This window comes from Janthinobacterium sp. EB271-G4-7A (assembly GCF_020858075.1).
Classification (GTDB): Bacteria; Pseudomonadota; Gammaproteobacteria; order Burkholderiales; family Burkholderiaceae_D; genus Janthinobacterium; species Janthinobacterium lividum.
The window spans coordinates 91,311-118,018 of sequence record NZ_JACYMI010000008.1 but is presented as its reverse complement, the minus strand read 5'-3'; the positions used below and the strand labels follow the sequence as shown (position 1 = coordinate 118,018).

Sequence of the window (26,708 nt, the reverse complement as noted above, 5' to 3'; positions counted from 1 at the left end):
GGCGTGGTGTCGTTAGAACAGCTCGTGCAAGTGGGGGATCGACGTTTGCGCGCCGGGCTTGGTGACGCTCCAGGCGGCCGCGCGCTGGCCTTGCTGGATCGCTTCCGCCTCGTCCATGCCGGATGCCAGGCCTGCCACAAAACCGCCGATGAAGGTGTCGCCGGCAGCCGTCGTGTCGACGGCTTTCACCACTTCGGCGGGGAAGGTGAAGTCGCCGCCGTACAGGGCCGCGTGCACGCCCTTGGAGCCCAAGGTGATGATGACGTTGTCGCTGCCCAGCTTTTGCAGCGCGGCGGCCAGCGCCTTGGCATCCGCGCCTTCCGGGCTGACGCCGGCCAGCATTGCCGCTTCGATTTCATTCGGGATCAGGTAGTCAACCAGTTCCAGCACACCTTCCGGCAGGCTGGCGGCCGGGGCCGGGTTCAGCACCACGGTCTTGCCCAGCGAACGGGCCAGCTTGATCGCGTGCACGACGGTAGCCATCGGCGTTTCCAGCTGCAGCACGACGATATCCGCCTGTTCGATCAAGCCTTGCGCCGCGTCGATGTGCGCAGGGCTGAGCAGATCGTTGGCGCCGCCGGCGATCACGATGCTGTTCTGGCCGTTGTCGTCCACCAGGATGGAAGCGATGCCGGACGCCACGCCCGGCAAGGTCGTGATGTGGCTGTCGATGATGCCGTCGCCAACCAGCGCCGCGCGCAAGGTGGTACCGAACGCGTCGTCGCCCACGCAGCCGACCATGGCCACTTGCTGGGCGCCCGCCACCTTGCCGCTCAGGCGGGCGCAGGCGACGGCTTGGTTGGCGCCCTTGCCGCCAGGAATGGTGCGAAAAGCGCCGCCCGTCAGGGTTTCGCCGGGGAGGGGCATGCGCGGCACGCGCAAGACCAGGTCCATATTGATGCTGCCGATAACCACGATCATGATGTCATTCCCATCAGTTCAGTTGCAGGTGAAGAAGTAGGTGCGGAAGAAGTTACTGCGGCAGCCACGCTGGAGCCGCGCACGTGCAGTTCCGGCGCAATGCTGCGCTGCTGGCGCGACAAGGCGGGATCGGCGATGCGCGCCAGCAGGCAGGCGGCCGTGATGCGGCCCAGTTCGCGCGTATTTTGCGCCACGCTGGTCAAGGCCGGATGCACGAAGCTGGCCAGGTCGATATCGTCGAAGCCGACGACGGCCAGGTCCACGGGCACGGCAATCCCGCGCTCGGCGGCGGCGCGCAAGGCGCCAAAGGCCATCAAGTCATTGCAACAGAACAAGGCGTCCGGGCGCTGGCCTGGCGGCAGCGCCAGCAAGTCCAGCGCGGCCGCATAGCCGCCCGCACTCGTAAAATCGCTATGGAGGCACAGCGTATCGGCCAGAGCCACGCCCGCGTCCGCCATGGCGCCGCGCACGCCGGCTATGCGGTCGTTGGAGATGCTCACTTCACGGGGACCGGCAATGCAGGCGAGGCGCCGGCGTCCCAGGCCCAGCAGATGGCGCGCGGCAAGGGCACCGCCGGCGCGGTTGTCGACGGCCACGGCATCGATGGACAGGTCGCTGGGCGCGCGGTCGAGCAGCACGGCCGGTACCTTCATCTTGCGCAGCAATTCGCCATCGCTGTCGGCCAGCGCGGACAGAATCAGGCCGTCGCAGCGCTTGGTCAGCAGCACGTTCAGATAGTCGCGCTGCTTGACGGGGTCGTCATCGGAATTGCACAGGATCACGCTGTAGCCGGCCGCGTAGCAACTGTCCTCGATGCCGCGCGCCACTTCCGAGAAATACGGGTTCGTATTATTCGGAATGATCAGGCCGATAGTGCCCGTGCTGCGGCTGCGCAAGGAACGCGCCAGCGCGCTGGGCACGTAATGCAGTGCCTCCGCCGCCGCCAGCACGGCGCGGCGCGCCTCGTCGCTGACTGGGCGGGTATTGTTGAGGACGTGCGAGACGGTGGTAAACGACACCCCCGCCGCCTGCGCCACTTGTTTGATGGTTGCCATGGGCGATGTGGCGCTTAGGCGCGTTCGCCGCGGCGGCGGTAGGTGTCGAGCACCACGGCGGCGACGATCACCAGGCCCGTGACGATGCGTTTCACGGGTTCGGACACGCCCACTTGCGCCAGGCCCGCTTCCAGCACGGAAATGATCAGCACGCCGATAAAGGTGCTGATGACGGAACCGCGCCCACCCATCAGGCTCGTGCCGCCGATCACGACGGCGGCGATCACTTGCAATTCCATGCCCACGCCGCCGTTCGGGTCGGCCGCTTCCAGGCGCGACACCTGGAACAGCGCGCCCACGCCGGCGAGAAAGCCCATCAAGGCAAACACCAGTACTTTCGACGGTTTTGTATTGATGCCGGACAAACGCACGGCTTCTTCATTCGTGCCGATGCCAATCCAGTGGCGGCCCAGCACCGTGCGCGTGAGCACCAGGTGGCCGATGACAACGATGGCGATCGAGGCGATGAAAGCGGGCGACAGGCCGAAGGCGATCGGCGAACTGATGCCGTCAACGGCGCTGCCGATGTATTCCGTGCGCGAATTCGTCACTTGATACGCGAGGCCCCGTGCCATTTCCAGCACGCCCAGCGAGACGATGAACGAGGGAATGCGCCAGCCGACGGAAATCAGGCCCGTCGTGGCGCCGCACAGGGCGGCAACGAACATACCCAGCAGGGCCGCGCTCCACACGGGCCAGCCCCAATGCACGACGGCCAGCGACAGCACGGAAGCGGCCAGCGCCATCACGGAACCGACCGATAAATCGATGCCGCCGATGATCAGCACGAACGTCATGCCGACGGCCATCACCACCAGGGTGGGGATGTTGTTCGACAGGGTGCTCAAGGTCGCCAGGGTAAAGAAGTTTTCGCTGGCAAACGAGAACAGCACGCACATGGCGACCAGGGCGCCGATCAGGCCCGCATAGTTTTTCAGGTCGGCCAGGCTGCGCTGCAGATACGAAGGAGAGGAATTGGTGGTCATGGGAATCTTTCCGGCGATCAGGCCGCAGCTGGAGTGGAAGTGGGGGTCAAATAGCCGGAGAAGGCGGCCGACAGCAGGGCGTCCTGGCTCCAGGCGCCGCGCTCGAAGGTGTCGACGATGCTGCCCGCGCTCATGACGGCGATGCGGTCGCAGATCAGCATCAGTTCGCGCAAGTCGCTCGAGACGATGACGAGGCCCTTGCCCTGGCGCGCCTGTTCGGCCAGCACCTGATAAATATCAAACTTGGCGCCGATATCGATGCCGCGCGTGGGCTCGTCGAACAGCATCACGGGGCAGTCGCGGTACAGCCAACGGGCGATCACCACCTTTTGCTGGTTGCCGCCGGACAGCTCGGCCACCGTTTGCGCGCTGTTGCGCGAGCGGATACCCAGGCGTTGGATATAGTCGTCGGCCACCGATGCTTCGGCCGTATCGTTGAGCCAGCCGGCGCCGCTGACGGTATCGAGCGAGGCCAGGGTCGTGTTGACGGCAATCGACTGGCGCAGCAACAAGCCTTGTCCCTTGCGGTCTTCCGTGATCATGGCGATGCCGGCTTTCACTGCGGCCTGCGGCGAGTGCAAGGCGGCGGGCGTCGCGCTGTCGCCGAGGAACACCTCGCCCGCGTCGGCGCGGTCGGCGCCAAAGATCAGGCGCAGCAATTCCGTGCGGCCCGAGCCGATCAGGCCCGCGATGCCGAGGATTTCGCCGGCGCGCAAGTCAAACGAGGTCGGGTTGACCACCTTGCCGCGCGCCAGGCCGCGCACGCGCAGCAGCGGCGCGCCGATGGTGCGGCCGCTCAAGTCGACGGCGTCGTCGGCCGAGCGGCCCACCATCAGGCTGACCAGGTCGGCGGCGGAGTGGCCCGCGATATCGTCGTCGCACACGAGCTGGCCATCGCGCAGCACGGCGATGCGGTCGGCCACGCGCTTGAGTTCTTCCAGGCGGTGGGAAATGTAGATGATGCACACGCCTTCGGCTTTCAGGCGTTCGATTTGCAGGAACAGCAATTCCACTTCGCGGTGCGTCAGCATGGCCGTCGGCTCGTCGAGCACCAGCAGGCGGCAGGCGCCGATCAGATTGCGCGCGATCTCGATCATCTGCTGGTGGCCGATGCCCAGTTCGCCGACCAAAGTCCACGGGTCGAGGCCGCCCAGGCCCACTTTGTCCATCTGTTCGCGCGCGTCGCGCTCCAGGCGCGTACGGTCGATGAAACCGAAACGCTGCGGCAGGTTTTTCAGGTACAGGTTTTCCGCGATCGACAGGGTGGGAATCAGATTGAGTTCCTGCATCACCATGCGGATGCCCAGCGCTTCGGCGGCGCCGCGCGAAGCGGGCTGGTAAGGCTTGCCGTCGAGCAGCATCGTGCCCGTGGTGGCTTGCTCCAGGCCGCAGATGATCTTCGACAGCGTGCTCTTGCCCGCGCCGTTCTCTCCCGTCAGCGCCAGCACCTGGCCAGGGGCGAAGCGCAGACCCACGCCACCGAGGACGGGGCCGACATAGGACTTGCCGATGTTGTCGAGCGTTAACAGGGGAATGGTGGCTGGCGCCGGGGGAATGTCGGTGGGCATGATAAAACTCCGCGGAAAAAGACGGCGGGGCCGGCGCCAGCAATGTTGCTATGGCGCTGGCCCCGGCGGGATCAAACGATCAGGACTTGGCGCCCTTGGCGACCAGTTCGACCTTGGTTTCGATGACGCCACCAAGCTCGGCCTGTTTCTTCTTCTGCGCCAGGGCTTTCAGCACGGTCTCGATGCCGAACACGGCTTGCTGCGAACCGAACTGGTCGGCGGTAGCCAGCACGCGGCCATCGGCCAGCATCGGCTTGATGGCGTTGATGTTGTCGTAGCCGACGACGAGCACTTTGCCCGTCTTGCCGGCCGCCTTGATGGCGGAAATGGCGCCGATGGCCATGTTGTCGTTACCGCACAGCAAAGCCTTGATATTCGGATTGGCGTTCAGCATGGCGGCCGCCACCGTATTGGCCGGGGCGATTTCCCACTGGCCCGACTGCACGCTGACAACTTTTGCGCCGGCCGCCGTCATGGCGTCCTGGAAGCCCAGGGTGCGCTGCTGCGCATTGTAGGTGGTGGACACGCCTTCGATGATGCCGACGGGGTCGCCCTTCTTGATCTGCTGGGCCAGGTAATCGCCGACCACCTTGGCGCCCTTGCGGTTGTCCGGGCCGACGAATGGCACGGAAATGCCCTTCTCTTTCAGGGCGCCCGCGTCGAGCTTGTTGTCGATATTGACGACGATGATGCCCGCGTCGATGGCTTTCTTCAGCACCGGCACCAGCGCTTTCGAGTCGGCCGGGGCGATCACCAGCGCGTTGACGCGCGAAACGATCATTTGCTCGACCAGCTTGATCTGGCTCGACGTATCCGTTTCATCCTTGATGCCGTTCGACAGCAAGTCGTACTTGGCGGCATTCGCCTTCTGATGCGCCTTGGCGCCATTTTCCATGGTCAGGAAAAATTCATTGGCGAGCGACTTCATCACCAATGCCACCTTTGGTTTGGCTGGCGTCTGCGCCATCGCCGGCACGGCGGGCAAGGCACACACGAGGACAGCGGCGGCAATCATTTTCAGGCGAATACGGGATGTCATGGGCGTCTCCAGAGTTGTTGGTCAAGCACGTGTACTGCATGCTTTTTAGGAAATTCGTTGCGCGCAAACGTTTGCGCGAAGCGAATAGTGCCTCAATGCCCCATACCAGTGCAAGCAAAACTGTATGTGCGGTGCAGCAAAAAAGGAGCGCCCAGAGGGAAAGCGGCAGGCTGATGCGATCAGCCTGCCGAGGGGAAATGCGCGGATGTCAGGACTTTGTTGCGGGACGGGCGCTGGCCCACTGCACGGCCAGCACGCTTGCCAGTACCAGCAGCAAGCCCAGCATCGACCAGCCCGTCATGGCCTGCCCCAGCACGGCCCAGCCCAGCACGACGGCCATCAGGGGACTGAGCAGTCCCAACGAGGACACGGCCACGGGCGACAGCCTGGCGATGCCGCGGAACCACAGCGCATACGCCAGCAGGGCGCCGGCCAGGCACAGATAGGCGTAGGCCAATACTTGCTGCAGCGACAAGGCCGGCAGCGGTGCGTCGGCCAGCCAGGCGACAGGCGCCAGCATCAGGCCACCGAGCAGCAATTGCCAGCCCGTCAGCGCCAGCACGGGCAAGTCCGGCTTCCAGCGCCGCGTCAGGTAGGTGCCGGCCGCCATGCAGGCCGTGCCGCCCAGCGCGGCGGCGATGCCGACGGGTTCCCATACCGTGCGCGGCGACAACAATAAAACGCCCATGCCGGCCACGCCCAGCACGCTGGCAAGCAAGGCCAGGCGGGCCGGACGGCGCCCTTCCACGCCCCAGGCGAGACCCATCACCAGCAGCGGCTGGATGGCCCCCACCACGGCTGCCAGGCCGCCCGGCAAGCGGTAGGCGGCAACGAACAGCAAGGCCTGGAACACGCCGATATTCAGCGCGGAGAGTATCAGTACGCGGATCCAGTCGCGCCGCGCGGGCAGGCGCCGCATGAGCAGCAGCAACAGCAAGCCGGCCGGCAGCACGCGGATCAGGGCCGCCGTGAAGGGCCGGTCCGGCGGCAGCAGTTCGGACGTGACGATATACGTGGAACCCCAGATCAGGGGCGCCAGCGCCGTGAGCAGAATGTCGCCCCAGGCGGGACGGACGGAGGAAGAGGCCATACAACTATCTCGATATTAAGATAAAGCCAGTGTGGGCGCGAACTATCTTGATGTCAAGATAAACCATTCGCTGCGCCGCCGGCTGACAAGCGTAAAAAAGCCCGGCATGGCCGGGCTCTGTGAAGGATACGAGGCGGCAAGCTGCACCGCCTGGATCGCCGCTTAATCGCGCATGCGCCGCAGGGTCGTCACCCGCATGCCGCCCATGCTGATCTGCGCCGTGCTGCCATCGTCGCTAACGATAATGTCCATGGCCGCCTCGCCCGCGCCTTCCGGCGTGATCGTCACGGTATTGCCCTTGGTGGTGAAGGTGGCTTTGGTCGACGTCCCGTTATTGATCACGCTGTCACTTGTAAATTCCAGGACATTGCCCATCGCCGCCTGCCATTTCCCCACCGCCGGGTGGCCGCCAAAGCGGAACGCGCTCTTCAGCTTGTCCAGCATGCCCGCGCCCTGCCCGGCCGGCGCTGTGCCTATCACACCGGTCATGGCCGCCTGGCTCATCTGCGCTTCGTCGATGACTTGCCATTGCTTGTCGACCAGCGCCAGCGGCAACCGCACTTCCAGGTCGCCATCCGGCAAGCGTTGCAGGATCAGCGCGCGGTCCGCCGACTTGGCGAACCATGCCGCCTCATCGGTCAATGCCAGGGTGGCCTTGGCCATCGCCACTTGCTGTGCGCCCAGGTCGCGCACCTGATCGTAGCCGCTGACCTTGGCCACTTTCACGCCCTTGGCCACGCACAGCTTGTCGCCGCGCAAGGCCGCCTTGCCCGGGGCTGCCAGCGCGTAGACAAATTGCGATTGCGCAACCCAGCCACCGCTGCTTTGCTCCACGGGAGCGCTGTACAGTCCGCTACGCACGAGAATATCGAGCCATTGCCGGGTAGAAGTGTCGTACGAGGCCACGCGGATCTCTTCCTTCTGGTACGGCAAGTTGGTAAGGCACAGCAGCTTGTCGCGCGCCGCCTCGTCGGCCGCCAGGTGGGTATCGATGGCGCGGCTGAAGCTGCTGGCCGAGGCCGCCTCTGGCGCCAGCAGCCACGCCAGGGCGCCACCGGCCACGATGAGCACCGCCAGCGCACCGCCGGCAAGGATGAGGTGGCGCCGCTGCACACCAGCCGGCTTGGCGGGCGCGGCGGGCGCCGGCGCGGCTGCTGCGGCGTTCACGGCCTTGCCGCATTCATCGCAGAAGCGCGCGCCGGGGACATGGGCGGTGCCGCATTTGGTGCAGAAGTGAGCCATGGTATGCCTTACTTGAGTTTATGCGCGCATTCGCCGCAGAACACGTCATCGGACGCGACCGGTGCCTTGCAGCTTGGGCATTGCAGGCTGTCAACAGGTGCGGCAGCCGGCGTGGCAGGTGCGGCTGGGGCAGTCGCCTGCTCGGCCAGGGCGCGCGCGCGTTCACGCGCTTCCTCGGCTTTTTTCTTGACCGTCGCCAGACCGTCGTTCAGGCTTGCTTCGGAGGCGCTGAAATCGACATTGCGCGTGGCGTTCAGGTAAATGATGCACACGCCCTTGGTAAAGATCAGGCCAGGCACTACGGCCGCAGCCGCCAGCAGCAAGCCACCGCCCAGACCGGCTGCGATGATGTAGCCGGAACCGCCGCTCAGACCCGAAGCCAGGGAATACATATTCATCTGGCCGCCCAGGCCCAGGATGCCTGCGGACATGCCGCTGGTCAGCGACACGCCGGTACCGAGCACACCAAAGATCAGCAGGGCCACAAACGAGGTGATCAGGAACAGCAGCACTTCCAGCAAAATCACGGACACCAGCTTGGTGCGCACGATCAGGTTCAGACGGGCAATGATCTGGAACACGCTGGCACCCGACCAGGCGGCAGGACCGGCCAGCGGCAGCATCACGTAGAACAGCGCAAACACCAGCACGCCCAGCACGATGGCCGACAGCGGGAAGACAACCGTGTACAGCACGGGGCCGAGCACGGGGATCTTGCAGACGAACAAGATGATGGCGATGGCGATCATGGCCGCCAGCACGATCAGGAATTCAAGGAAGACGACCGCGATCAGGCGGTGGCTCGTGTACAGCGAAACGAGCACGGCATCCACCAGGCTCATGCCCGGCTGGCCTTGCGCATCGCGCATCAGCAGGATGCCCACGGCGTTGGAACCGTAGAACATCACGAGGAAGGCCATCAAGCCGCCGAAAAAGGCCAGCAGCGGACTGCTCATGCCGCCGGCAAGCGTCGCCAGCACGCCACCGACAAGCACGGCGCCGATGAAGGTCAGGGCCAGCAGGGCAATCGCGCGGAAGTTCTTGATGGCATCGGTCGCTTCGATCAGCGAGCCCACGGCGGAGGAAAAGGGAAGAGGGTTATGTGCTTCGGTGGAAGTGGTCATGTAAAGCCTAGTGGAAATGAATCGGGAATGGAGCGGCATGCCGGGCCGCCCCGTGGTACCAAGGTGTTAGTAGGCGAGCGCCAGTTGCAGTTCGCTCGCGGGCGCCTGGCGCTGGACGATCTGCAGCTTGACGTCCTGGCCGCCGACACGCTTGCTATTCAGGTACAGCGCCGTGCGCACCGGGTAAATGCCCTGCGGCACGCCTTCCGGCATGGGAATCGAGAAGCCGCCCTTGTAGGCGCCGCTGCCGTTATTGCTGCTGACGACCTTGCGCACGGTCTTGATCAGCTCGCCATTTGGCTTGTACAGGCTCAATTCCTCTTCCACCAGCGGGTTCGGATCGCGCGTGCCGGCCGCCACTTCGATATACGAATTGGTCTGCGCCTTCTGGCCCGGACGCACGGAAGATGGCGTAAAGCCCGTCTCGTACTTCACCAGGGTCGACTGCTCGGGCAGCTTGCCCTTGTTGGCCACCTTGTAGTCGGTCTGCACCTGCTGCGCCGTCTTGACTTGCTGGCTTTGATAATTCAAGGCCACGCAGGCAAGCGCGCCCAGGCTGGCACCCAGTGCCGCGCCGCGCACGGTGTTGTTGCCGCCGCCCAGCAAGCCGCCCACGACAGCGCCGATGCCGGCCAGCATGGCCGTATTGCATTCGCCGCTGGCCGCTTCCGTGCCTGCGGTGGTGGTATTGCCGGTGGCGCCAGGGCCGCCCGGCGCGGCGCAGCCGGCCAGCATCGAGGACACGACCAGCATCGCCACCATGGGCTTGGCAATTTGTTTCAAGTTTTTCACGTTATTCTCCGGAAAGATCAAAATAGGAATGGAAGGCAAGCAGCGCGGCTTACTCGATCTGGATTTGCGACAGCGCCTTGTCCTGCGCTTCTTTCGCCTTGCGCTTGATATCGAGCGCGTAGCGGTTGCCCGTGTCCATGCGCAACACGGCATTCGCGTTGGCAATGGCACAGTCGTATTTGCGCTGGCTCATGCAATGGCTCGCTTCCGACAGGCTGTCCGTGATGACGCTTTCCAGGCCGGTCGTCTGTTTGACAGGCGCCGGTGGCGGGGTCACCTTGACGGGCTTGGCTGGTTTTTCCACGACGGGTGCCGGTGCCGGCGCTGGCGCCGGAGCAGGTGCGGGAGCTGCCGCTGGCTCAGGCTCAGGCTCCGCAGCAGGTGTCGCGGCAAAATCGGCCGTCGTGGCGCCATCGAGCGCAGGGTCGCTGATGGCCAGCGGCTGCTCGGCGGCAGGCGCAGGGTCTTCCAGCGCGGGCAAGGCTGGAGCGAGTTCGGATGCCGGTGCAGCCGGCTTGCCTGACAAGAAATAGTAAGCGCCAGCACCGCCCAGCAGCACCACCGCGGCGACGGCTGCGGCGATCAGTTTCATGCGGTTGCCGCCCGGTTGGCTGTCAAGCGGCGTGTCGGGAACGCTGTCTGCCACGGGTGCGGGAGTGGCTTCTGGTTCCGGTGCAGGCACGGGATCGGCACGGCGCTTTTCCAGCACGGGCGGTGGCGGCGGCGCGACAGGCGCCGGGATGGAAACGGGAATCGGTTCCGGGACAGCTTCCGCGACCACTTCTGCCACAGGCACGGGCTCAGGAACGAACACACGCACTGGTTCAGGAATCGGCTCAGGAATCGGCGCAGGAATGGGATCAATAATCGGCTCAAAAACCGGTGCCGGCGATGCCACTGGCGCCACGGCAAAGCTGAATGCGCACTTGGGGCAGAACTTGGCATCGGGCTTGCAGTCATGGCCGCATTGGCCACAGGCTTTGCCCGGCAGCGGGACGGCGGCAGGAGCGGCGGCAAACGTCGTGCCGCAGGAAGAGCAGAATTTTGCGCCCGGCTTATTCTCGGCCTGGCAGGAAAGGCATTTCAATTGGCATCTCTTTTCATCTAAACACTGGGTGGCGCGTACGCTGGCGCTTGCCAGAATGGCAGCTTTGTTGCCGTACGGCTAAATATCCAACGAGTATATTTTCAAACACTGAGTTGCCACAAGGGAAAATTGCCTTTTGCTCTATTCATTTTTTAAATATTGGTAAAAATCCTGCTGCCAAGGCTTGCCGCCACGCCATCCCGGGGCGCAGATAGCAAAAAACCCGGCAACGCAGTACGCGTTGCCGGGTTTCGAGAGGATGCCCCAGGTGCCGAGAACAGTGACGCTGGCTTACTTGCGTCCGCCCCGTGCCGGCGCGGGATGGCCGCCCTTGGCTGGCGGCTTGCTACCACGGCCCATCGGCACGGCGGCCGGCTTGGCCTTGGTCTTGATGGTCGACAAGATCGATGGACGCACCTTCGATTCGACGGCGCTCGCCTTCGGTGCGGCGGCCGTGCCGCCCAGGGCGATACGGTTCTTGCCTGGCGTGACCTTGAACTTGTCCGGCGTGCCGGCGCCATGCGTCTGGCGGCTGCGTTCGCCTGCGGCCAGGCCGCCCGATTCCGACGACGTCCAGGCCGGGATCAAATGCTTGTCGCCATTGCCGATCAAGTCGCCACGGCCCATGTTGACCAGTGCTTCGCGCAGGATCGGCCAGTTGGCCGGGTCCTGATAGCGCAGGAAGGCTTTATGCGTGCGGCGGATCTTGCCGCTGCGGGCCGTTTCCACCACTTCCGAGTCTGCCGTCACCTTGCGCAAAGGATTCTTGCGTGTGTGATACATGGTCGTCGCCATGGCCATCGGCGTGGGCATGAAGGTTTGCACCTGGTCCAGCTTGAAATTGTTTTTCTTCAGCCACAGGGCCAAATTCAGCATGTCCGTGTCCGTCGTGCCCGGATGGGCGGCGATAAAGTAAGGGATCAAATACTGCTTCTTGCCCGCTTCCAGGGAGAAACGGTCGAACATTTCCTTGAACTCGTCATACGCGCCGATGCCGGGCTTCATCATCTTCGACAAGGTGCCCTCTTCCGTGTGCTCAGGGGCAATCTTCAGCAAACCGCCGACGTGGTGCGTCACCAGTTCCTTGACGTACTCGGGGGAACGCACGGCCAGGTCGTAGCGCAAGCCCGAGCTGATCAAGACTTTCTTAATGCCGGGAATGGCACGCGCCTTGCGGTACAGGGAAATGAGCTTGCTGTGGTCCGTGCCCAGGTTCACGCAGATGGACGGATACACGCAGGACAGGCGGCGGCACGAGACTTCGATCTCTTTTTCCTTGCACGCCAGGCGATACATATTCGCCGTCGGACCGCCCATATCGGAAATGGTGCCCGTAAAACCTTTGGTTTTATCGCGGATATGCTCGATTTCGCGCAGGATCGACGGTTCCGAACGGCTCTGGATGATGCGGCCTTCATGTTCCGTGATCGAGCAGAAAGTACAGCCGCCGAAGCAGCCGCGCATGATATTGACGGAAAAGCGGATCATTTCCCAGGCGGGGATATGCGCCTTGCCATAGCTCGGGTGCGGCGCGCGCGCATAGTTCATGTCGTACACGCCATCCATCTCGTCCATGGCCAGCGGCAGCGGCGGCGGGTTGAGCCACACGTCGCGTTCGCCGTGCGCCTGCACCATGGCGCGCGCATTGCCGGGATTCGATTCCAGGTGGAACACGCGCGACGCGTGCGCATACATGACGGGATCATCCTTGACGACGTCGTAGGCAGGCAGGCGCACGACCGTCTTGTCATGCTTTTCCTTGGCCATGGCCAGGCGCTCTTCGCGGCTCATGATGCGGATCGGCTTGATGACTTCGGCCGATTTCGAGGCATTTTCCGTGGCGCAGGCAGTCTTGTCTTCCTGCACCATCTCGTACGGGCTGTAGTGCGGATCGATCTTGCCGGGCACGTCGACGCGGGTGGAATTGTGCACGCCCCAGTCGTCGCCGGGCAGCCAGCCGGACGGCACCATGAAGGCCGTGCCGCGCAAGTCGCGGATATCCTTGATCGATTCGCCAGCGGCCAGGCGATGGGTCAGGTCGACCAGCGCCCGCTCGGCATTACCAAAGATCAACAAATCAGCCTTGGAATCGGGCAAGACGGAACGGCGGACCTTGTCCGACCAGTAATCGTAATGGGCGATGCGGCGCAGCGACGCTTCGATGCTGCCGATGACCACAGGCACGTCGGGATACGCTTCGCGCGCGCGCTGGGCGTACACGGTGACGGCGCGGTCCGGGCGCTTGTTCGGTTCGGCGTTCGCCGTGTAGGCATCGTCGGAGCGGATCTTGCGGTCGGCCGTGTACTGGTTGACCATGGAATCCATGTTGCCGGCGGTAATGCCGTAGTACAGGCGCGGCTTGCCGAGGATGCGGAACGCTTCGGCCGACAGCCAGTCCGGCTGGCTGATGATGCCGACTCGGTAACCCTGCGCTTCGAGCAGACGGCCAACCAGGGCCATGCCGAAACTCGGATGGTCGATGTAGGCGTCGCCCGTGACGAGGATGACGTCGCACTGGTCCCAGCCCAGCGCGTCCATCTCGGCACGCGACATCGGCAGGAAAGGCGCCACGGCAGCGCGGGCAGACCGCTTGGGAACGGTCGCAAATAAATTGGTAGGGGAGCTCATAGGGTACGGATTGTACCGGAATTGGCCATTTCCAACCTGACGGCCTGCTTTTTACTGTTGGATTTCAGTACAAAAAACGTTTATTTTTCAATTACTTGGGAGAAAGAGGCCCTTGGGGTCAGACCCGTCGGGGCAACGCGCCCCAGTGGGGCGCATTGCGATCACGTAGCGACGGACCCCGATCAGCGCACAGCGATCGACTCCGATCAAATCCCCATATTCGCGAGAATTTCACCCAATTCGCGTAAGGCCGGCTCCAGTTTCGGATGCTTGACGGCAAACTTGGCCGACAATTCCTGGCTCCGCTCGGCCAGTCCATAGGTGGTCGATTCTTCTTCCTGTTCCTGCGCGGCGCGCTTTTCCATCAGCAACTTGATGTCGACATCGAGTTTTTGCAGCAAACCATGCAGTTCTTCATCGACGGGGCCGCTGGTTTCCAGTGTCGAATGCAGTTGTTGCAGCGATTCCTTGAGTTTGCTATCCATGTTTTTTCCTGTCAGTCAGTAAATTGCGTGTCCAGGTACAGCTGTTCCACCTTGCTCCTGGCCCACGGGGTCTTGCGCAAAAATTTCAGGCTCGACTTGATGCTGGGATCGCTGATGAAGCAATTGATATCGATGTGCTTGGCCAAGCCGTCCCAGCCGTAATGGGCTTGCAGGCGCGTCACGATACCTTCCAGGGTAATGCCATTCAAATCTTGCTGACTCATATACTCTTTCGACTGCCTTCTTATTTACATCTTACTCAATTCTACGCCGCCGGCACGGAAAGCTTGCGTGCGCCATGTCAACGCAACGCAAGCTTCTGATGGGGACGCCTTACTTCGCGTTCAAGCCGCGGCGTTCCAGCAATGGTTCCACGGTGGCATCGCGGCCGCGGAAGTCGCGGAACAGTTGCAGCGCATCGACGCTGCCGCCGCGCGACAGCAATTTGCTGCGGAACCAGTCGCCATTCTTGCGCGTCAGGCCGCCGTTTTCCTTGAACCAGTTGACCGATTCCGCGTCCAGCTTTTCCGACCACAGGTAGGCGTAATACGCTGCCGAGTAGCCGCCGGAGAAGCTGTGCGAGAAGTAGCTGGTGCGGTAGCGCGGCGGCACGGGCGCGTAATCGACGCCTGCATCCTTCAGCGATGCCGCCTCAAAGGCCAACACATCGGTCGGGATCTGGCTCGGCGCCAGCTGGTGCCAGCGCTGGTCCAGCAGGGCCGCCGACAGGTATTCCGTCGTCATGAAACCCTGGTTGAATTTCTTTGCCGCCGTGACCTTGTCGAGCAATTCCTGCGGCATCGCCGCGCCGCTCTGGTAGTGCTTGGCATAGTTTTGCAGCACTTCCGGCCAGACGGCCCACATTTCATTGACTTGCGATGGATACTCGACGAAGTCGCTCGGCACGCTGGTGCCGGCAAAGCGCGGGTATTTCACGTTCGAAAACATGCCGTGCAGCGCATGGCCGAATTCGTGGAACATGGTCGTCACTTCATCGAACGTCAGCAAGGTCGGCTGGCCGGCGGGCGGCTTCGGAATGTTCAATTGGTTGGCCACCACCGGATGCGTGCCCATCAACGACGATTGCGACACGTATTCATTCATCCACGCGCCGCCATGCTTGTTGCCGCGTGCATAGAAGTCGGCGATGAACAGGGCCAGCGGCTTGCCGTTGGCGTCGAGCACATCGTAGACGCGCACGTCCGGGTTATACACCGGTAGATCAGTGCGTTGCTTGAAGCTGATGCCGTAGAGTTTATTGGCGGCAAAGAAGACGCCATTGTTCAGCACGCTGTTCAATTCCAGGTACGGTTTCAGCTCGTTTTCATCGAAATTGAAACGTTGCTTGCGCAGCTTGTCCGTGTAGATGGCCCAATCGGCGGCCGCCACCTGGAAGCCGCCCTTCTCGGCATCGACCACTTGCTGCAGGTCGGCCGCTTCGCGGCGCGCGTTGGCAACGGCCGGTTTCGCCAATTCCGACAGCAGGGTGTTGACGGCCGTGGTCGTCTTGGCCGTCTGGTCTTCCAGCGAGTAGGCGGCGTAATTGGCGTAACCGAGCAGGGTGGCCCGTTCGGCGCGCAATTTGGCCAGCTTCAGCACGATGGCGCGGTTGTCGAACTCGCCGCCCTGGCTGCCGCGGTTCAGCGACGCATCCATCAGGCGCTGGCGCGTCTTGCGATCCGTCAATACGGCCAGCGGCGGCTGGCCGCTGGTATTGACGAGGGCGATGACGAACTTGCCCGTCAAGCCGCGCTCCTTGGCTGCCGAGGCGGCCGTATCGATATCGCTGTCCGTCATGCCGGCCAGCTCAAGACGCGTGTCGACGACGATGCTCTTGGCATTCGTTTCCTTCAGCACGTTTTGCGCGAAGGCAGTTTCCAGGCCCGCCTGCTCGGCGTTGTAGGCTTTCAATTTTTCCTTGTCCGCATCGGACAGCTTGGCGCCGGCGCGCACGAAATCCGTGTGGTAGCGTTCCAGCAAGCGCAGGGATTCGGCGTCGAGGCCCAGCTTGTCGCGCTTGGCGTACAGGGTGTCGATGCGGGTAAACAGTTTCGGATTCAGGGTGATCGCATCGGCGTGCGCGGCCAGCTTCGGCGACACGTCCACTTCCACCGCTTCCAGCACGCTGTTCGTGTTGGTGGAAGTCATGTTGCTGAAGATGCTTTGCACGCGGTGCAGCAGCTGCCCCGTGCGCTCGAGGGCCACGATGGTGTTTTCAAACGTGGGCGCCTGGCGGTTGCTGGCAATCGCGTTGACTTCGGCCAACTGGCGTTTCATGCCTTCGGCAAACGCCGGCGCATAATGCGCATCCTTGATCAAGCCGAACTGCGGCATCTGGAATGGCAGCGGGCTGGCTTTGAGCAGGGGGTTCTGGGCGCTGACGGCAGCGGCGGGCGCGGATTTTGCGGTGGTGGCAGCCATGGCGGACGGAGCGGCGTGGGCCAGCATGACGCTGGCGGCGATGACGAGCAGTTGTGGACGGATCATGACATCTTTCAGGAAGCGCGGGGAAGAACCGCGATCGCGTCGCGGGCCAGTGGCAGATCATAGCAGCCTGTCACACAGGCGTCATCCAACATGGGCGATCCTGTGGTGTATCACGCCAAATGCGCGGTTTACCACGGTTTACAATCAAAAACTCCAAATAAAAATGGCCGCCAATCCCTTGGCAGCCATTTTCATTGACCCGGCGTTGACGCCGGCATTACACCACTTACTTGCCGTTCAAGCCACGGCGTTCCAGCAGCGGCTCGATCTTCGCATCGCGGCCGCGGAAGTTGCGGTAGATGTCGAGCGCATCGGCGCTGCCGCCGCGCGAAAGCAATTTGCTGCGGAACCAGTCGCCGTTCTTGCGCGTCAGGCCGCCGTTCTCCTTGAACCACTCGACCGTGTCGGCATCGAGCTTTTCCGACCACAGATACGCGTAGTAGCCGGCCGAATAGCCGCCCGCGAACGCGTGCGAGAAATACGTGGTGCGGTAGCGCGGCGGCGCCGGGGCGAAATCGACGCCGGCATCCGTCAAGGCGGCTTTTTCAAACGCCAGCACGTCGGTCGGGATCTGTGCCGGGGTCAGCTGGTGCCAGCGCTGGTCCAGCAGGGCCGATGCCAGGTATTCCGTGGTTTTATAGCCCTGGTTGAAATTGTCGGCCGCCGTCACTTTCGCCAGCAGTTCGGCAGGGATAGCCGCGCCCGTCTGATAGTGCTTGGCATAGTTTTGCAGCACTTCCGGCCACAGCGCCCACATTTCATTGACTTGCGACGGGTATTCGACGAAGTCGCGCGGCACGCTGGTGCCGGCAAAGCGCGGGTATTTCACGTTCGAAAACATGCCGTGCAGCGCATGGCCGAATTCGTGGAACATGGTGTTGACTTCGTCAAACGTCATCAGGGTCGGCTGGCCCGCTTCCGGCTTTGGAATGTTGAGGTTATTCGCGATGACGGGCTTGCGGTTCAGCAAGGTCGACTGGCCCACGTAGGCATTCGCCCAGGCGCCGCCGCGCTTGTTGCTGCGCGCGTAAGGGTCGAGCGTAAAGATGGCCAGCTGCGTGCCGTCTTCATTGAAGACATCGTACACCAGCATGTCGGACGTGTAGACAGGCAAGTCGGTGCGCTGCTTAAAGGTCAAGCCATACAATTTGCCAGCAGCAAAGAACACGCCCTTGGTCAGCACACTGTGCATTTCAAAGTACGGTTTCAACTGAGTCTCGTCGAAGTTGTAGCGTTCGGCACGCACCTTGTCGCTGTAGAAGGCCCAGTCGGCGGCGCCCACCTTGAAGCCGCCTTTGCCTGCATCGATGACCTTCTGGATATCGTCCGCTTCACGGCGCGCATTGACGACGGCCGGTTTTGCCAGCTCGCCCAGCAGCGCGTTCACGGCGGTCGTGTCGTGCGCCGTCTGGTCTTCCAGCGAATACGCTGCGTAGTTCGGATAGCCCATCAGCGCGGCACGTTCGGCGCGCAGTTTTGCCAGTTCCAGCACTTCCTGGGTATTGTCGAACTCGCCGCCACGGCTGCCGCGCGCTTGCGAAGCGGCCATGATGCGTTCGCGCAAGGCGCGGTTGGTCAGCAGCGACAGCGGCGCCTGGCCCGTCGTATTGACGAGAGCGATCACATACTTGCCATCCAGGCCGCGCTTCTTGGCCAGGCCGGCAGCCACCTCGATGGCGGCCGGCGACAGGCCGTCGAGTTCTTCGCGCGTATCGACGACGACGGCCGAGGCGTTCAATTCCTTCAGCACGTTCTGCGCGAACTTGGTCGACAGGGCAGCCAGCTGGCCGTTATAGGCGCGCAGCTTTTCCTTGTCCGCCGCCGACAGCTTGGCGCCGGCGCGTACAAAATCGGTGTGGTAGCGTTCCAGCAGGCGTTTCGATTCCGCATCCAGGCCCAGCTTGTCGCGCTTGGCGTACAGGGTGTCGATGCGCTTGAACAATTTGTCGTTGAGCATGATCGCGTCGCTATGGGCCGCCATTTTCGGCGCCAGTTCGCGCTCCAGGCCCTGGATCGTCTCATTCGTATTCGAACCGGACATCACGGAAAACACGGTGCGCACGCGGCTCAGCAACTGGCCCGAGCGTTCCATGGCCACGATGGTGTTGTCGAAGGTAGCTGGCTTCTTGTTATTCGCAATCGCGTTGATTTCCGCCAGGTTGGCGGCCATGCCTGCCGTAAAGGCGGGCGCGTAGTCGGCGTCCTGCACCTTGTCGAACGGCGGATAGTTGAATGGCAGGCTGCTGGCCTGCGCAAACGGGTTCGAAGCGGGCAGCGTTGCCGCCGCGGTAGCGGCAGTGGCAGTGGCAGGTGCTGTGGTGGCGGTGGCGGCAAAAGCGGCAGCGGCTGGCGCCAGCATCAGGCTGGCGGCGATGACGAGCATTGTTGGACGGGTCATGTCTACTTTCTAGGAGCACAAGAGAGCCGCGATTGTGTCGCGGGCCAGCTTGAAATAATAACAGCCTGACACACTTGCGTCACCCGCAACGACTGACCTTAACGGGTCGGCGGGTAATGAATGGTTTTCATGCGTCCTGCTTCACGATGCCGATTTAGTAATGCGGCGGACGTTCGTTGACCAGCCCGCCATTTGCCTGCTGCGCCCCGTCGCGCACATGTTCACCCAGCTTGTGCAGCATCGCCTCGAGCTGGTCGATGCGCTTGCCCTGCTGGTACACCATCTGGTTCAGCGACTCGACCAGGTCTTCCTGCTGCGCCAGCTTGATTTCAATATCGACGAAACGTACTTCCATCTGTTCTGCATTGTCCATGGTGCTTCTACTCATTTCTGACTGAAAGCGGCATTCTACCGCCGCAGTAGCGTGAGCCAGGACAAACCTCGTCCATTCGCCATCGGTCAGACGGCCATTGCTGCCTATTCTTTCGTTTGGCCCCCTCAAATCGCTTGACGAATGAGAACAAACGATTACAATGACTGCATCCACGCCACCCGAACCACCGCTGATCGACACGCGCAAGACGGCCGAATACCGGCGCTGGGAAGACTCGCTGCACGATGTTGCGGCCGCCGCCATCGACGCGCGCATCAAGCACTTGCAGCACGGCAAAAAGGGCGACTGGCGGCCAGTGGGTGAAGGCGTGTGCGAGCTGCGCTTTTTACAGACGGGGCCAGGCTGGCGCGTGTATTTTCATGAAACGAACCGGGGCACCCTGATCTTGCTGCTGTTGGGCGGCAACAAATCCAGCCAGCAGCGTGACATAAAGCAGGCGCAAGCGATCCTCCGGGAGCTGAAAGCCCGGCAGGCGGCCCTCAAAAAAGCGGCGGCAAGCCCCTCCACAGGAGCACGAAAGAAATGAACCACGACATCGACCACGACACCTTCGACCTCGACGACCTGGAAGCATTGGGACTGAGCAAATTTGACCCGACACAACACCTGACCAGCAAGGCCGCCGTGGCCGCCTACATGAGCGAAATCGTCGCCACCGGCAATGCCGAACTGTTCCAGTCCGCCATGAACGACGTGGTGCGTGCCTACGGCATGGGCAAGGTGGCGGCCAGGGCCGACATCACGCGCGAAGGCGCGTATAAAGCCTTGCGCGAAGGCAGCAAGCCGCGCTTCGAAACCATTTTAAAGATGCTCGATGCGCTGGGCATGCAGCTGGCCATCGTGCCAAAAACCACGCCAGACGGCGCAGTGGAAGCCTGAGCGCCGCTTACCCTTTCGGCGCGGCCAACAGCGCCTTCATGCGCGCCAAACGCTCCTTGGGCGAAATCACTTCCGCTTCCGTCGGCACGGCGTCGCCCACGTCGAGTTCCATTTCCTTGATGAAGCGCGACGGGTCGCAATGGACTTGCTCGCCAGCCCGCTTGCGCTTCTTGCACCACGTAATGTGCAAGGTGCGCTGGGCCCGCGTAATGCCCACATACATCAAACGCCGCTCTTCCTGGATGCGCGCGGCGATGGTTTCGGCCGGCGCGTCAGGGTCGCCCTTGTGCGGCAAGATCCCCTCTTCCACGCCGACCAGAAACACGTGCGGAAACTCGAGACCTTTCGACGCGTGCAGGGTCGACATGCGCACGGCGTCCTGCTCCTCGTCCTTGCCCTCGAGCATGGTCATCAAGGCCACCATCTGCGTCAATTCCAGCACGTTCTTTTCTTCGCCATCGCGGTCCTTGCCGCCCCGGCCCCGTTCCTTGAGCCAGTTGACGAATTCCAGCACGTTCTGCCACTTGCTTTGCGCTTGGCGTTCCTCGAAGGCATCGTACAGATACGATTCGTAGTGGATTTCCTTCATCATGTCATCCAGCACTTCGGCCGCGTTGTCGCCGCTGCCGGCCGCACCCGGACGGCTGGCGCGCGATTCGAGGTCGTTGATGAAGTTGCAGAAGTCGCGCAGCGGACCCAGCTGGCGGTCCGTCAGCTTGGCCTCGATGCCGCCCTTGAAGACGGCCTGGAACAGCGAGCACTGCCACTGCCCCGAGAACGCGCCCAGCACCTCCAGGGTCGATTGCCCCACGCCACGGCGCGGCGTCGTCACGGCGCGGATGAAAGCCGGATCGTCGTCCTCGTTGGCCAGCAGGCGCAGATAGCTGATGATGTCCTTGATCTCGGCCTTGTCGAAGAAGCTCTGGCCGCCCGAGATCGTGTACGGGATGCGTTCCTTGCGCAAACACTGCTCGATGATGCGCGCCTGGTGGTTGCCCCGGTACAAAATGGCGTAATCGGAAAATTTGTTCTTGCGCTCGAAATGGTCGGCCGAGATCATGATGGCGACCTGTTCCGCCTCCTGCTCGTCCGTCTGCATGCCCAGCACCTTGATCGGCTCGCCCAGGCCGTGTTCGGACCACAGCGACTTTTCAAACAGTTTAGGATTGTTGCCGATGACGGCATTGGCTGCATTGAGCACGCGCATGGTGGAGCGGTAATTCTGCTCCAGCTTGATGACCCGCAAATCGGGGAAATCCGTCTCCAGGGTCTTCAGGTTTTCCACGGTGGCGCCGCGCCACGCGTAGATCGCCTGGTCGTCGTCGCCCACGGCCGTAAACATCGGCTTCTTGCCGATGCCCGTCACCATCAGTTTCACCAGTTCGTACTGGCACGTGTTCGTATCCTGGTATTCATCGACGAGCAGATAGCGCAAACGGCGCTGCCACTTGTCGCGCACGGGACCGTTGTTGCGGAACAGTTCCACCGGCAAGCGGATCAGGTCGTCGAAATCGACGGCCTGGTAGGCGGAGAGCGTTGCCACATAGCTGCGGTAGATGCGCGCCGCGTTCGCCTCGTCCTCATCCTTGGCTTGTGCCAGCGCCATGTCCGGGTCGATCAGGCCATTTTTCCACAAGGACATGGCGTTCTGGATGCCGCGAATGACCTGTTTATCGGTGGTAATGGCGAGGTCTTGCACCAGCGAAAAACAGTCGTCGCTGTCCATGATGGAAAAGCGGTCCTTCAGCCCCACGCCATTGGCTTCCTGGCGCAGGATTTTCACGCCCAGCGAGTGGAAGGTCGACACCGTCAGTTGCTTGGCCTGGCGCGGCTGTTTCAACAGCTTGGCGATGCGCTCCTGCATTTCCAGCGCCGCCTTGTTGGTGAAGGTCAAAGCGGCGATGGTGCGCGGGTCATAGCCCCGGTCTTCGATCAGATGGGCGATCTTTTGCGTGATCACGCGCGTCTTGCCCGAGCCGGCGCCCGCCAGCACCAGGCAAGGGCCGTCGAGGTAGGTAACCGCTTCGCTTTGGGGCGCATTCAGACCGAACTGTGGTGCTTTGGACATCAGGGTATTTCCGCAGGGAACAGCAGCCCATTGTAACAGCGTCGCGCAGGCTATTTGCATGGCGGGCCATGCCTGAAAAACAGGCAATGGCATTGATATATCGCCATCTGACGCCATCTTGACCCATGCAATGCGTGCGGCACGGCCACGCCTGGAGTACCATTCCGCCTATATCGCCCGTGTGCGCCCACTTACCGAATGGCAGTCCCATGAAATTTGAACACTTGATTGAAATCAACGATCCTTTGAACCCGCTGATCGACACCTTGACCCTGGAGCAAGTCTGGCGCGGCCTGGTCTTGCGCGCCGAGTCGCCGAAACTGTTCGTGCCGCACCTCGATGAATGCCACATCAGCGAGCGCAGCGATGCCGGCTTCGCGCGCAGCCTGCGCTATGGCGAGCTGGTCATCAACGACAGGGTGGTGCTGGTGCCGCAATTGCAGGTGCGCTACGAAGTGCCGGCGCAAAAGGATATCAGCGCGTCCTCGCTGGTGATGACCATCGAAATGCCCGACGAAGCGAGCATGTGGGTGCGCTTCCAGTACGACGATGGCCACGACGCGGCCACCGATGCGGCCAACGCCCTGTACGACGACTTCCGCCGTTCCGCCTACAAGGAGTCCGACATCGACACCGTGCGCATCATGCGCGAACTGGCAGTCGAAGGACGGCTCGATGCGGGCTTGCTGAACTAAGCGCCTGGGCTACATTCGCGCGCTGCGGCCCCACAGCTGATCAGGGCGAAACTGCAAACCCGCCTGCTCCGCACTGAGCACTTCGCGGATGGCGTGCAAGTCCACGCGCGTATCGCGCCGCAGCGGCACGTCCAGGCGCGCGCCGCGGGGGCCGATCAGCGACTGCACGTGCGGCGTGGCGGCATTCAAGCCCTTGCGCGTGACGACGCCGATTTCCCCATTGAGCAATTTGACGAAGGTGCCGACCGGGTAGATGCCCAGCTCGCGCACCAGCAGGGACGCCAGCGGCGCATCCAGCGTGGCCTTGTCGGCCATCAGCATTTCGCGCAGGGCCACGTTCGGCAGCAAGGGCTGGCGGTAGCTGCGCTTCGAAACGCGCGCGCAATAGCGGTCGGCCAGCATGATCAGGCGCGCGCCGATGCCGATCGCCTCGCCTTGCGTGCCCAGCGGATAGCCGCTGCCATCGATGTTTTCATGGTGCTGCAGCACGGCCTGCAGCCAGACGGCGTCCGTGACGCCCGCCGCGCGCAGCAGGTCGACACCGGCTTGCGGATGAGCCCGCAAATAGGCCCGCTCCTGCGCGTCCAGCGGTCCCGCCTTGTGCTGGAAATCCGCATGGCGTTCCAGCATGCCCACATTCATGCTCAGCGCGGCCAGCACCACGCTGCGGAGCACGCCATCATCGAGTTTCAGAGCGCGCGCCAGCAGGGCCGTGATGACGGCCGTGTCGACGCTGTGGCGCACGGCAAAGTCGCCCGCGCCTTGGTTGTGCAGGATGCAAGCCAGCGCCACGTCCGCATCCAGCGCAACAGCCTCTTCCACCAGCTGCGCCAGCGGCGCGAGGGATAGGTGGCTGCCCGCCTGCCCGGCGGCAATGGCCGGCAGGACGAGGGCCAGCCCTGCCGTGACAAGGTTCAGCATGCGCAGGGCCGACGGCGCTTCCGTGGCCGTGCGCGGCACGTCCGCACTGGTATCGGCGATGACGCCATGCGCCAGCAGCAATGCGATCTGGTTCTCGCTGCTGATGACATGGCCCAGCCTGGCCAGCAGGCTGCCCGTCTCGCCGTGCACGTCCCAGGGCAGGGCCACGCCCAGGGCGAGTTCTCCCGCGTAAATGCGCCGAATTTTCACATCGTCTCCGTGTCATCGCTAGCCGCTACCCTTTTTACCATTGCGGCATGGGTGGCATGTGCCAATTGAAATGTTTTTTGCTTTTAATCAATATTTCAATGTGGCAGCGATGATCGCGCAATCATGTGAGCTTGTCTACAAAATTATATAAATCATAAAGTTGCATTCAGGGCCCAGGTGTGCAATCGGCGCAGCCGGGCGCATGTTCCGGGTCTTTTTCCAGGTGCAGCGCCAGCTCGCGCAAGGCCGTGCGCACGCCTTCCTCGATGACGGGGTGGTAAAACGGCATGTCGAGCATGGCTGGCACCGTCAGCTGCGCCTGGCATGCCCAGGCCAGCAGATGGCCCAGGTGTTCCGCCCTTGGGCCGATCAGCTCGGCGCCAAGAAAGCGCTTGCTGCCAAATTCCGCATACACGCGCAGCAAGCCCTGGTTTTGCAGCATCACGCGACTGCGGCCCTGGTTGCCGAACGACACGGCACCGACGGCGAAGCGGCCTGCATGGCTCACGCACAATTGCTGATACGTCGCGCCCAGGGTGGCGATCTGCGGCTCCGTGAAGGCAATCGTCAACGGCGTGCGGCGCAAGCCTGGTTTGACGTCAGGAAAGCGCGCCGCGTTGTCGCCCGCGATGCGGCCCTCGTCGGCCGCTTCGGGCAGCAGCGGCAGTGCGTTGTCGGCATCCCCGGCAATGAAGATGGCGCTCTTGCCACACTGCATGGTATGCGGGTCATGCAGGGGAATGCCGTGGCGGTCGAGTTCGATTTGCGCCGTTTCCAGGCCGATCTTGTCCACGTTCGGCGCCCGGCCGATGGCGGCCAGCACATACTCGAACTGCTCGGTTTTTTCCACGCCGGCGGCATCGCTGCTGGTGAGCAGGATGCCGCTGCCGTCCGGCGCTTTTGCCATGTGCGCGACCTTGGTCATGAATCGGATATCGAGTTCGCGCGCCAGCACGGCATCCGCCTCCCGCAGCACCAGCGGGTCCGTCAGCTGCGCGACTTTATTGCCACGCGCAAACAAGGTCACGCGCACGCCCAGCCGCGCCAGCGCCTGGCCCAATTCCAGGCCGATGACGCCGCTGCCGACCACGGCCACGGAGCCTGGCAAATCCGTCCACTCGAACACGGCGTCGCTGGTGATGACCCTGTCTCCCACCGCCTGCCACTCGGGCGGCACGATGGGCGTGGAACCGGTGGCGATCACCACGCTGGTGGCCTCGACAAGCGTATGCTCATCCACCTGCAATGTGCCGGGGGAAATAAAACGCGCATGGCCGCGCAGTTTTTCTTCGTCAGGGATGGCGTTGACGCCGTCGAGCACGAAGCCGACAAAACGGTCGCGCTCGCTGCGCACCCTGGCCATCACTTGCCGGCCATCGATGCGCACGGGGCCCGGGTGCACGCCAAAAGCCGGCGCGGCAGCAACGGCATGGGCCGCCTCGGCCGCCGCGATCAGGAGTTTGCTGGGCATGCAGCCCACCCTCGCGCAAGTCGTGCCGTACGGTCCGCTTTCGATCATCAGCACGCGCTTGCCCTGCATGCGCGCCGCCTTGTGCGCCGTCATGCCGGCCGTGCCGCTGCCGATCACGGCCACATCCACTCGTATCGTCTTCATGGTGCTATCCATCCACTGAGGTTGCTCACAGCGTTCGATACTACCCGTTTGCCAAAAATAAGGTTTTACTTTGCAGCAATATATGCATTAGTATAACTAATCATTTTCAAAATTTATAAGCTGAGCTAATGGGATCACTCGATTATCGCGCGCTGGCCGTGCTGGACGCCGTTGCCAGCCATGGCAGTTTCGACAAGGCCGCCCTGGCGCTGGGCATCACCCAGTCGGCCGTCTCGCAGCGCATCAAGGCGCTGGAAGACGCCAGCGGGCGCCTGCTGATCATCCGTGGCCAGCCAGCCGTGCCGACGGGACTGGGCCAGCGCCTGATCGTGCATCACCGCAACGTCAAGCTGATGGAAGCGTCGCTCGACATCGACCTGGGCAACAGCGTCAGCATGCCGGAAATCGCCATCGCCATCGATGCCGACAGCCTGGCCACGTGGTTTCCCGACACCTTGTCCGCCCTGCTGGCGCCACCGCGCTGCCAGCTCGACGTGCGCCTGGCCGACAGCGACAGCGCCTTGCAGATGGTGCGCGACGGCTCCGTGTTCGGCTGCGTGGCAGCCGAGTCCGGCACAGCGATCGATGCGGCGGCGGCCACCAGCGTCACGCCGCTGGGCACCTTGCGCTATGTCTGTGTGGCAACACCCGTATTTGCAGGCCACTGGTTCGGCGATGGTTTTATTGCCGAGGCGGTGCAACTGGCGCCCGCCGTGGTGGGCCAGCACGGCTTGCTGGCGCGTTTCCTTGCAGAACAATTGAGCATGCGTGAACCGTTTCCGCACCACACCTTACCCGTGGAAGCGACGCGCCGCGGCTGCGTCCAGGATGGCCTCGCCTACGGCTTGATGCCGCAGCGCCTGGCCGCGCAGGCGCTGGCAACAGACCGTCTCGTGGATCTGATGCCGGGCAGCACCCTGGACGTGCCGCTGAGCTGGCATGCGTGGACCCTGGACACGCCGTTTACCAAGCTGCTGTCCGAGCAGATCGTCAAGTCGGCGCGCGACTATCTGAACTAACTCAG

At 62.9% G+C, this 26,708-nt stretch carries 23 protein-coding genes and 1 pseudogene; 4 read left to right on the top strand and 20 right to left on the bottom strand.

Annotation, left to right across the window (positions count from 1 at the left end; all coding sequences use genetic code 11):
* Window positions 1-12: 12 nt before the first annotated feature.
* From rbsK to IGS58_RS28500, 17 genes and pseudogenes are all read right to left on the bottom strand, one after another.
* Window positions 13-921 (bottom strand): ribokinase, encoded by a 909-nt coding sequence (gene rbsK / locus IGS58_RS28580; protein WP_034780880.1) that lies wholly within the window; start codon window positions 919-921, stop codon window positions 13-15.
* Complete coding sequence (locus IGS58_RS28575; RefSeq protein WP_230523279.1) at window positions 918-1,976, bottom strand: LacI family DNA-binding transcriptional regulator; 1,059 nt, start codon at window positions 1,974-1,976, stop codon at window positions 918-920. The genes rbsK and IGS58_RS28575 overlap by 4 nt, the downstream gene beginning before the upstream one ends.
* Before the next feature lie 14 nt (window positions 1,977-1,990).
* Window positions 1,991-2,962 carry an ABC transporter permease gene (locus IGS58_RS28570; protein WP_034780885.1) on the bottom strand — a complete coding sequence of 324 codons (972 nt, stop codon included), beginning with the start codon at window positions 2,960-2,962 and terminating at the stop codon, window positions 1,991-1,993.
* 17 nt (window positions 2,963-2,979) lie between these two features.
* Window positions 2,980-4,530 (bottom strand): sugar ABC transporter ATP-binding protein, encoded by a 1,551-nt coding sequence (locus IGS58_RS28565; protein ID WP_230523278.1) that lies wholly within the window; start codon window positions 4,528-4,530, stop codon window positions 2,980-2,982.
* A gap of 79 nt (window positions 4,531-4,609) precedes the next feature.
* On the bottom strand, window positions 4,610-5,569 hold the full coding sequence (locus tag IGS58_RS28560; protein ID WP_070257809.1) for a sugar ABC transporter substrate-binding protein: 960 nt from the start codon (window positions 5,567-5,569) through the stop codon (window positions 4,610-4,612).
* A 208-nt stretch (window positions 5,570-5,777) separates the two neighbouring features.
* On the bottom strand, window positions 5,778-6,659 hold the full coding sequence (locus IGS58_RS28555; RefSeq protein ID WP_230523277.1) for an EamA family transporter: 882 nt from the start codon (window positions 6,657-6,659) through the stop codon (window positions 5,778-5,780).
* Window positions 6,660-6,821: 162 nt separating this feature from the next.
* Complete coding sequence (locus tag IGS58_RS28550; protein ID WP_230523276.1) at window positions 6,822-7,901, bottom strand: zinc ribbon domain-containing protein; 1,080 nt, start codon at window positions 7,899-7,901, stop codon at window positions 6,822-6,824.
* Between the two features lie 8 nt (window positions 7,902-7,909).
* Window positions 7,910-9,025: a zinc ribbon domain-containing protein gene (locus IGS58_RS28545; protein WP_139144209.1), complete on the bottom strand. Its 1,116-nt coding sequence runs from the start codon at window positions 9,023-9,025 to the stop codon at window positions 7,910-7,912.
* Window positions 9,026-9,091: 66 nt separating this feature from the next.
* Window positions 9,092-9,817, bottom strand: a complete 726-nt coding sequence (locus IGS58_RS28540; RefSeq protein ID WP_139144208.1) for a hypothetical protein — start codon at window positions 9,815-9,817, stop codon at window positions 9,092-9,094.
* A 49-nt stretch (window positions 9,818-9,866) separates the two neighbouring features.
* On the bottom strand, window positions 9,867-10,631 hold the full coding sequence (locus IGS58_RS28535) for a hypothetical protein (RefSeq protein ID WP_139144207.1): 765 nt from the start codon (window positions 10,629-10,631) through the stop codon (window positions 9,867-9,869).
* 168 nt (window positions 10,632-10,799) lie between these two features.
* Window positions 10,800-10,904: pseudogene (locus tag IGS58_RS29245) on the bottom strand (zinc-ribbon domain-containing protein); the annotation flags it as partial.
* A 291-nt stretch (window positions 10,905-11,195) separates the two neighbouring features.
* Window positions 11,196-13,457, bottom strand: coding sequence for a YgiQ family radical SAM protein (locus IGS58_RS28525; protein WP_230523284.1), 2,262 nt, complete (start codon window positions 13,455-13,457; stop codon window positions 11,196-11,198).
* A gap of 281 nt (window positions 13,458-13,738) precedes the next feature.
* Complete coding sequence (locus IGS58_RS28520; RefSeq protein ID WP_034753883.1) at window positions 13,739-14,017, bottom strand: DUF4404 family protein; 279 nt, start codon at window positions 14,015-14,017, stop codon at window positions 13,739-13,741.
* An 11-nt stretch (window positions 14,018-14,028) separates the two neighbouring features.
* The gene (locus tag IGS58_RS28515; protein ID WP_034780902.1) at window positions 14,029-14,241 is read right to left on the bottom strand and encodes a VF530 family DNA-binding protein; all 213 of its coding nucleotides are present in this window, start codon (window positions 14,239-14,241) and stop codon (window positions 14,029-14,031) included.
* A 109-nt stretch (window positions 14,242-14,350) separates the two neighbouring features.
* Complete coding sequence (locus IGS58_RS28510; RefSeq protein ID WP_070257803.1) at window positions 14,351-16,504, bottom strand: M3 family metallopeptidase; 2,154 nt, start codon at window positions 16,502-16,504, stop codon at window positions 14,351-14,353.
* 226 nt (window positions 16,505-16,730) lie between these two features.
* Window positions 16,731-18,902, bottom strand: coding sequence for a M3 family metallopeptidase (locus IGS58_RS28505; RefSeq protein WP_230523274.1), 2,172 nt, complete (start codon window positions 18,900-18,902; stop codon window positions 16,731-16,733).
* 154 nt (window positions 18,903-19,056) lie between these two features.
* On the bottom strand, window positions 19,057-19,275 hold the full coding sequence (locus IGS58_RS28500; RefSeq protein ID WP_034753936.1) for a SlyX family protein: 219 nt from the start codon (window positions 19,273-19,275) through the stop codon (window positions 19,057-19,059).
* A 160-nt stretch (window positions 19,276-19,435) separates the two neighbouring features.
* On the opposite strand from IGS58_RS28500, the gene IGS58_RS28495 reads away from it, so the two are divergent.
* Together IGS58_RS28495 and IGS58_RS28490 are read left to right on the top strand one after the other, a co-directional pair.
* Window positions 19,436-19,822: a type II toxin-antitoxin system RelE/ParE family toxin gene (locus IGS58_RS28495; RefSeq protein ID WP_230523273.1), complete on the top strand. Its 387-nt coding sequence runs from the start codon at window positions 19,436-19,438 to the stop codon at window positions 19,820-19,822.
* The gene (locus IGS58_RS28490; protein ID WP_052140027.1) at window positions 19,819-20,175 is read left to right on the top strand and encodes an addiction module antidote protein; all 357 of its coding nucleotides are present in this window, start codon (window positions 19,819-19,821) and stop codon (window positions 20,173-20,175) included. Before IGS58_RS28495 ends, IGS58_RS28490 begins: the two co-directional genes overlap by 4 nt.
* Before the next feature lie 7 nt (window positions 20,176-20,182).
* Here IGS58_RS28490 and IGS58_RS28485 read toward each other — a convergent pair whose 3' ends face one another.
* Window positions 20,183-22,243, bottom strand: a complete 2,061-nt coding sequence (locus IGS58_RS28485; RefSeq protein WP_051991465.1) for a UvrD-helicase domain-containing protein — start codon at window positions 22,241-22,243, stop codon at window positions 20,183-20,185.
* 209 nt (window positions 22,244-22,452) lie between these two features.
* Between IGS58_RS28485 and IGS58_RS28480 the strand changes: the two genes are divergently transcribed.
* On the top strand, window positions 22,453-22,938 hold the full coding sequence (locus IGS58_RS28480; RefSeq protein ID WP_230523272.1) for an SRPBCC family protein: 486 nt from the start codon (window positions 22,453-22,455) through the stop codon (window positions 22,936-22,938).
* Between the two features lie 9 nt (window positions 22,939-22,947).
* Here IGS58_RS28480 and IGS58_RS28475 read toward each other — a convergent pair whose 3' ends face one another.
* Both IGS58_RS28475 and IGS58_RS28470 read right to left on the bottom strand, forming a co-directional pair.
* On the bottom strand, window positions 22,948-24,069 hold the full coding sequence (locus tag IGS58_RS28475) for an HD-GYP domain-containing protein (protein WP_230523271.1): 1,122 nt from the start codon (window positions 24,067-24,069) through the stop codon (window positions 22,948-22,950).
* A 166-nt stretch (window positions 24,070-24,235) separates the two neighbouring features.
* Window positions 24,236-25,684, bottom strand: coding sequence for a dihydrolipoyl dehydrogenase (locus IGS58_RS28470; protein ID WP_230523270.1), 1,449 nt, complete (start codon window positions 25,682-25,684; stop codon window positions 24,236-24,238).
* Window positions 25,685-25,812: 128 nt separating this feature from the next.
* Between IGS58_RS28470 and IGS58_RS28465 the strand changes: the two genes are divergently transcribed.
* Window positions 25,813-26,703 carry an ArgP/LysG family DNA-binding transcriptional regulator gene (locus IGS58_RS28465; RefSeq protein ID WP_034780913.1) on the top strand — a complete coding sequence of 297 codons (891 nt, stop codon included), beginning with the start codon at window positions 25,813-25,815 and terminating at the stop codon, window positions 26,701-26,703.
* The last annotated feature ends 5 nt before the right edge of the window (window positions 26,704-26,708 follow it).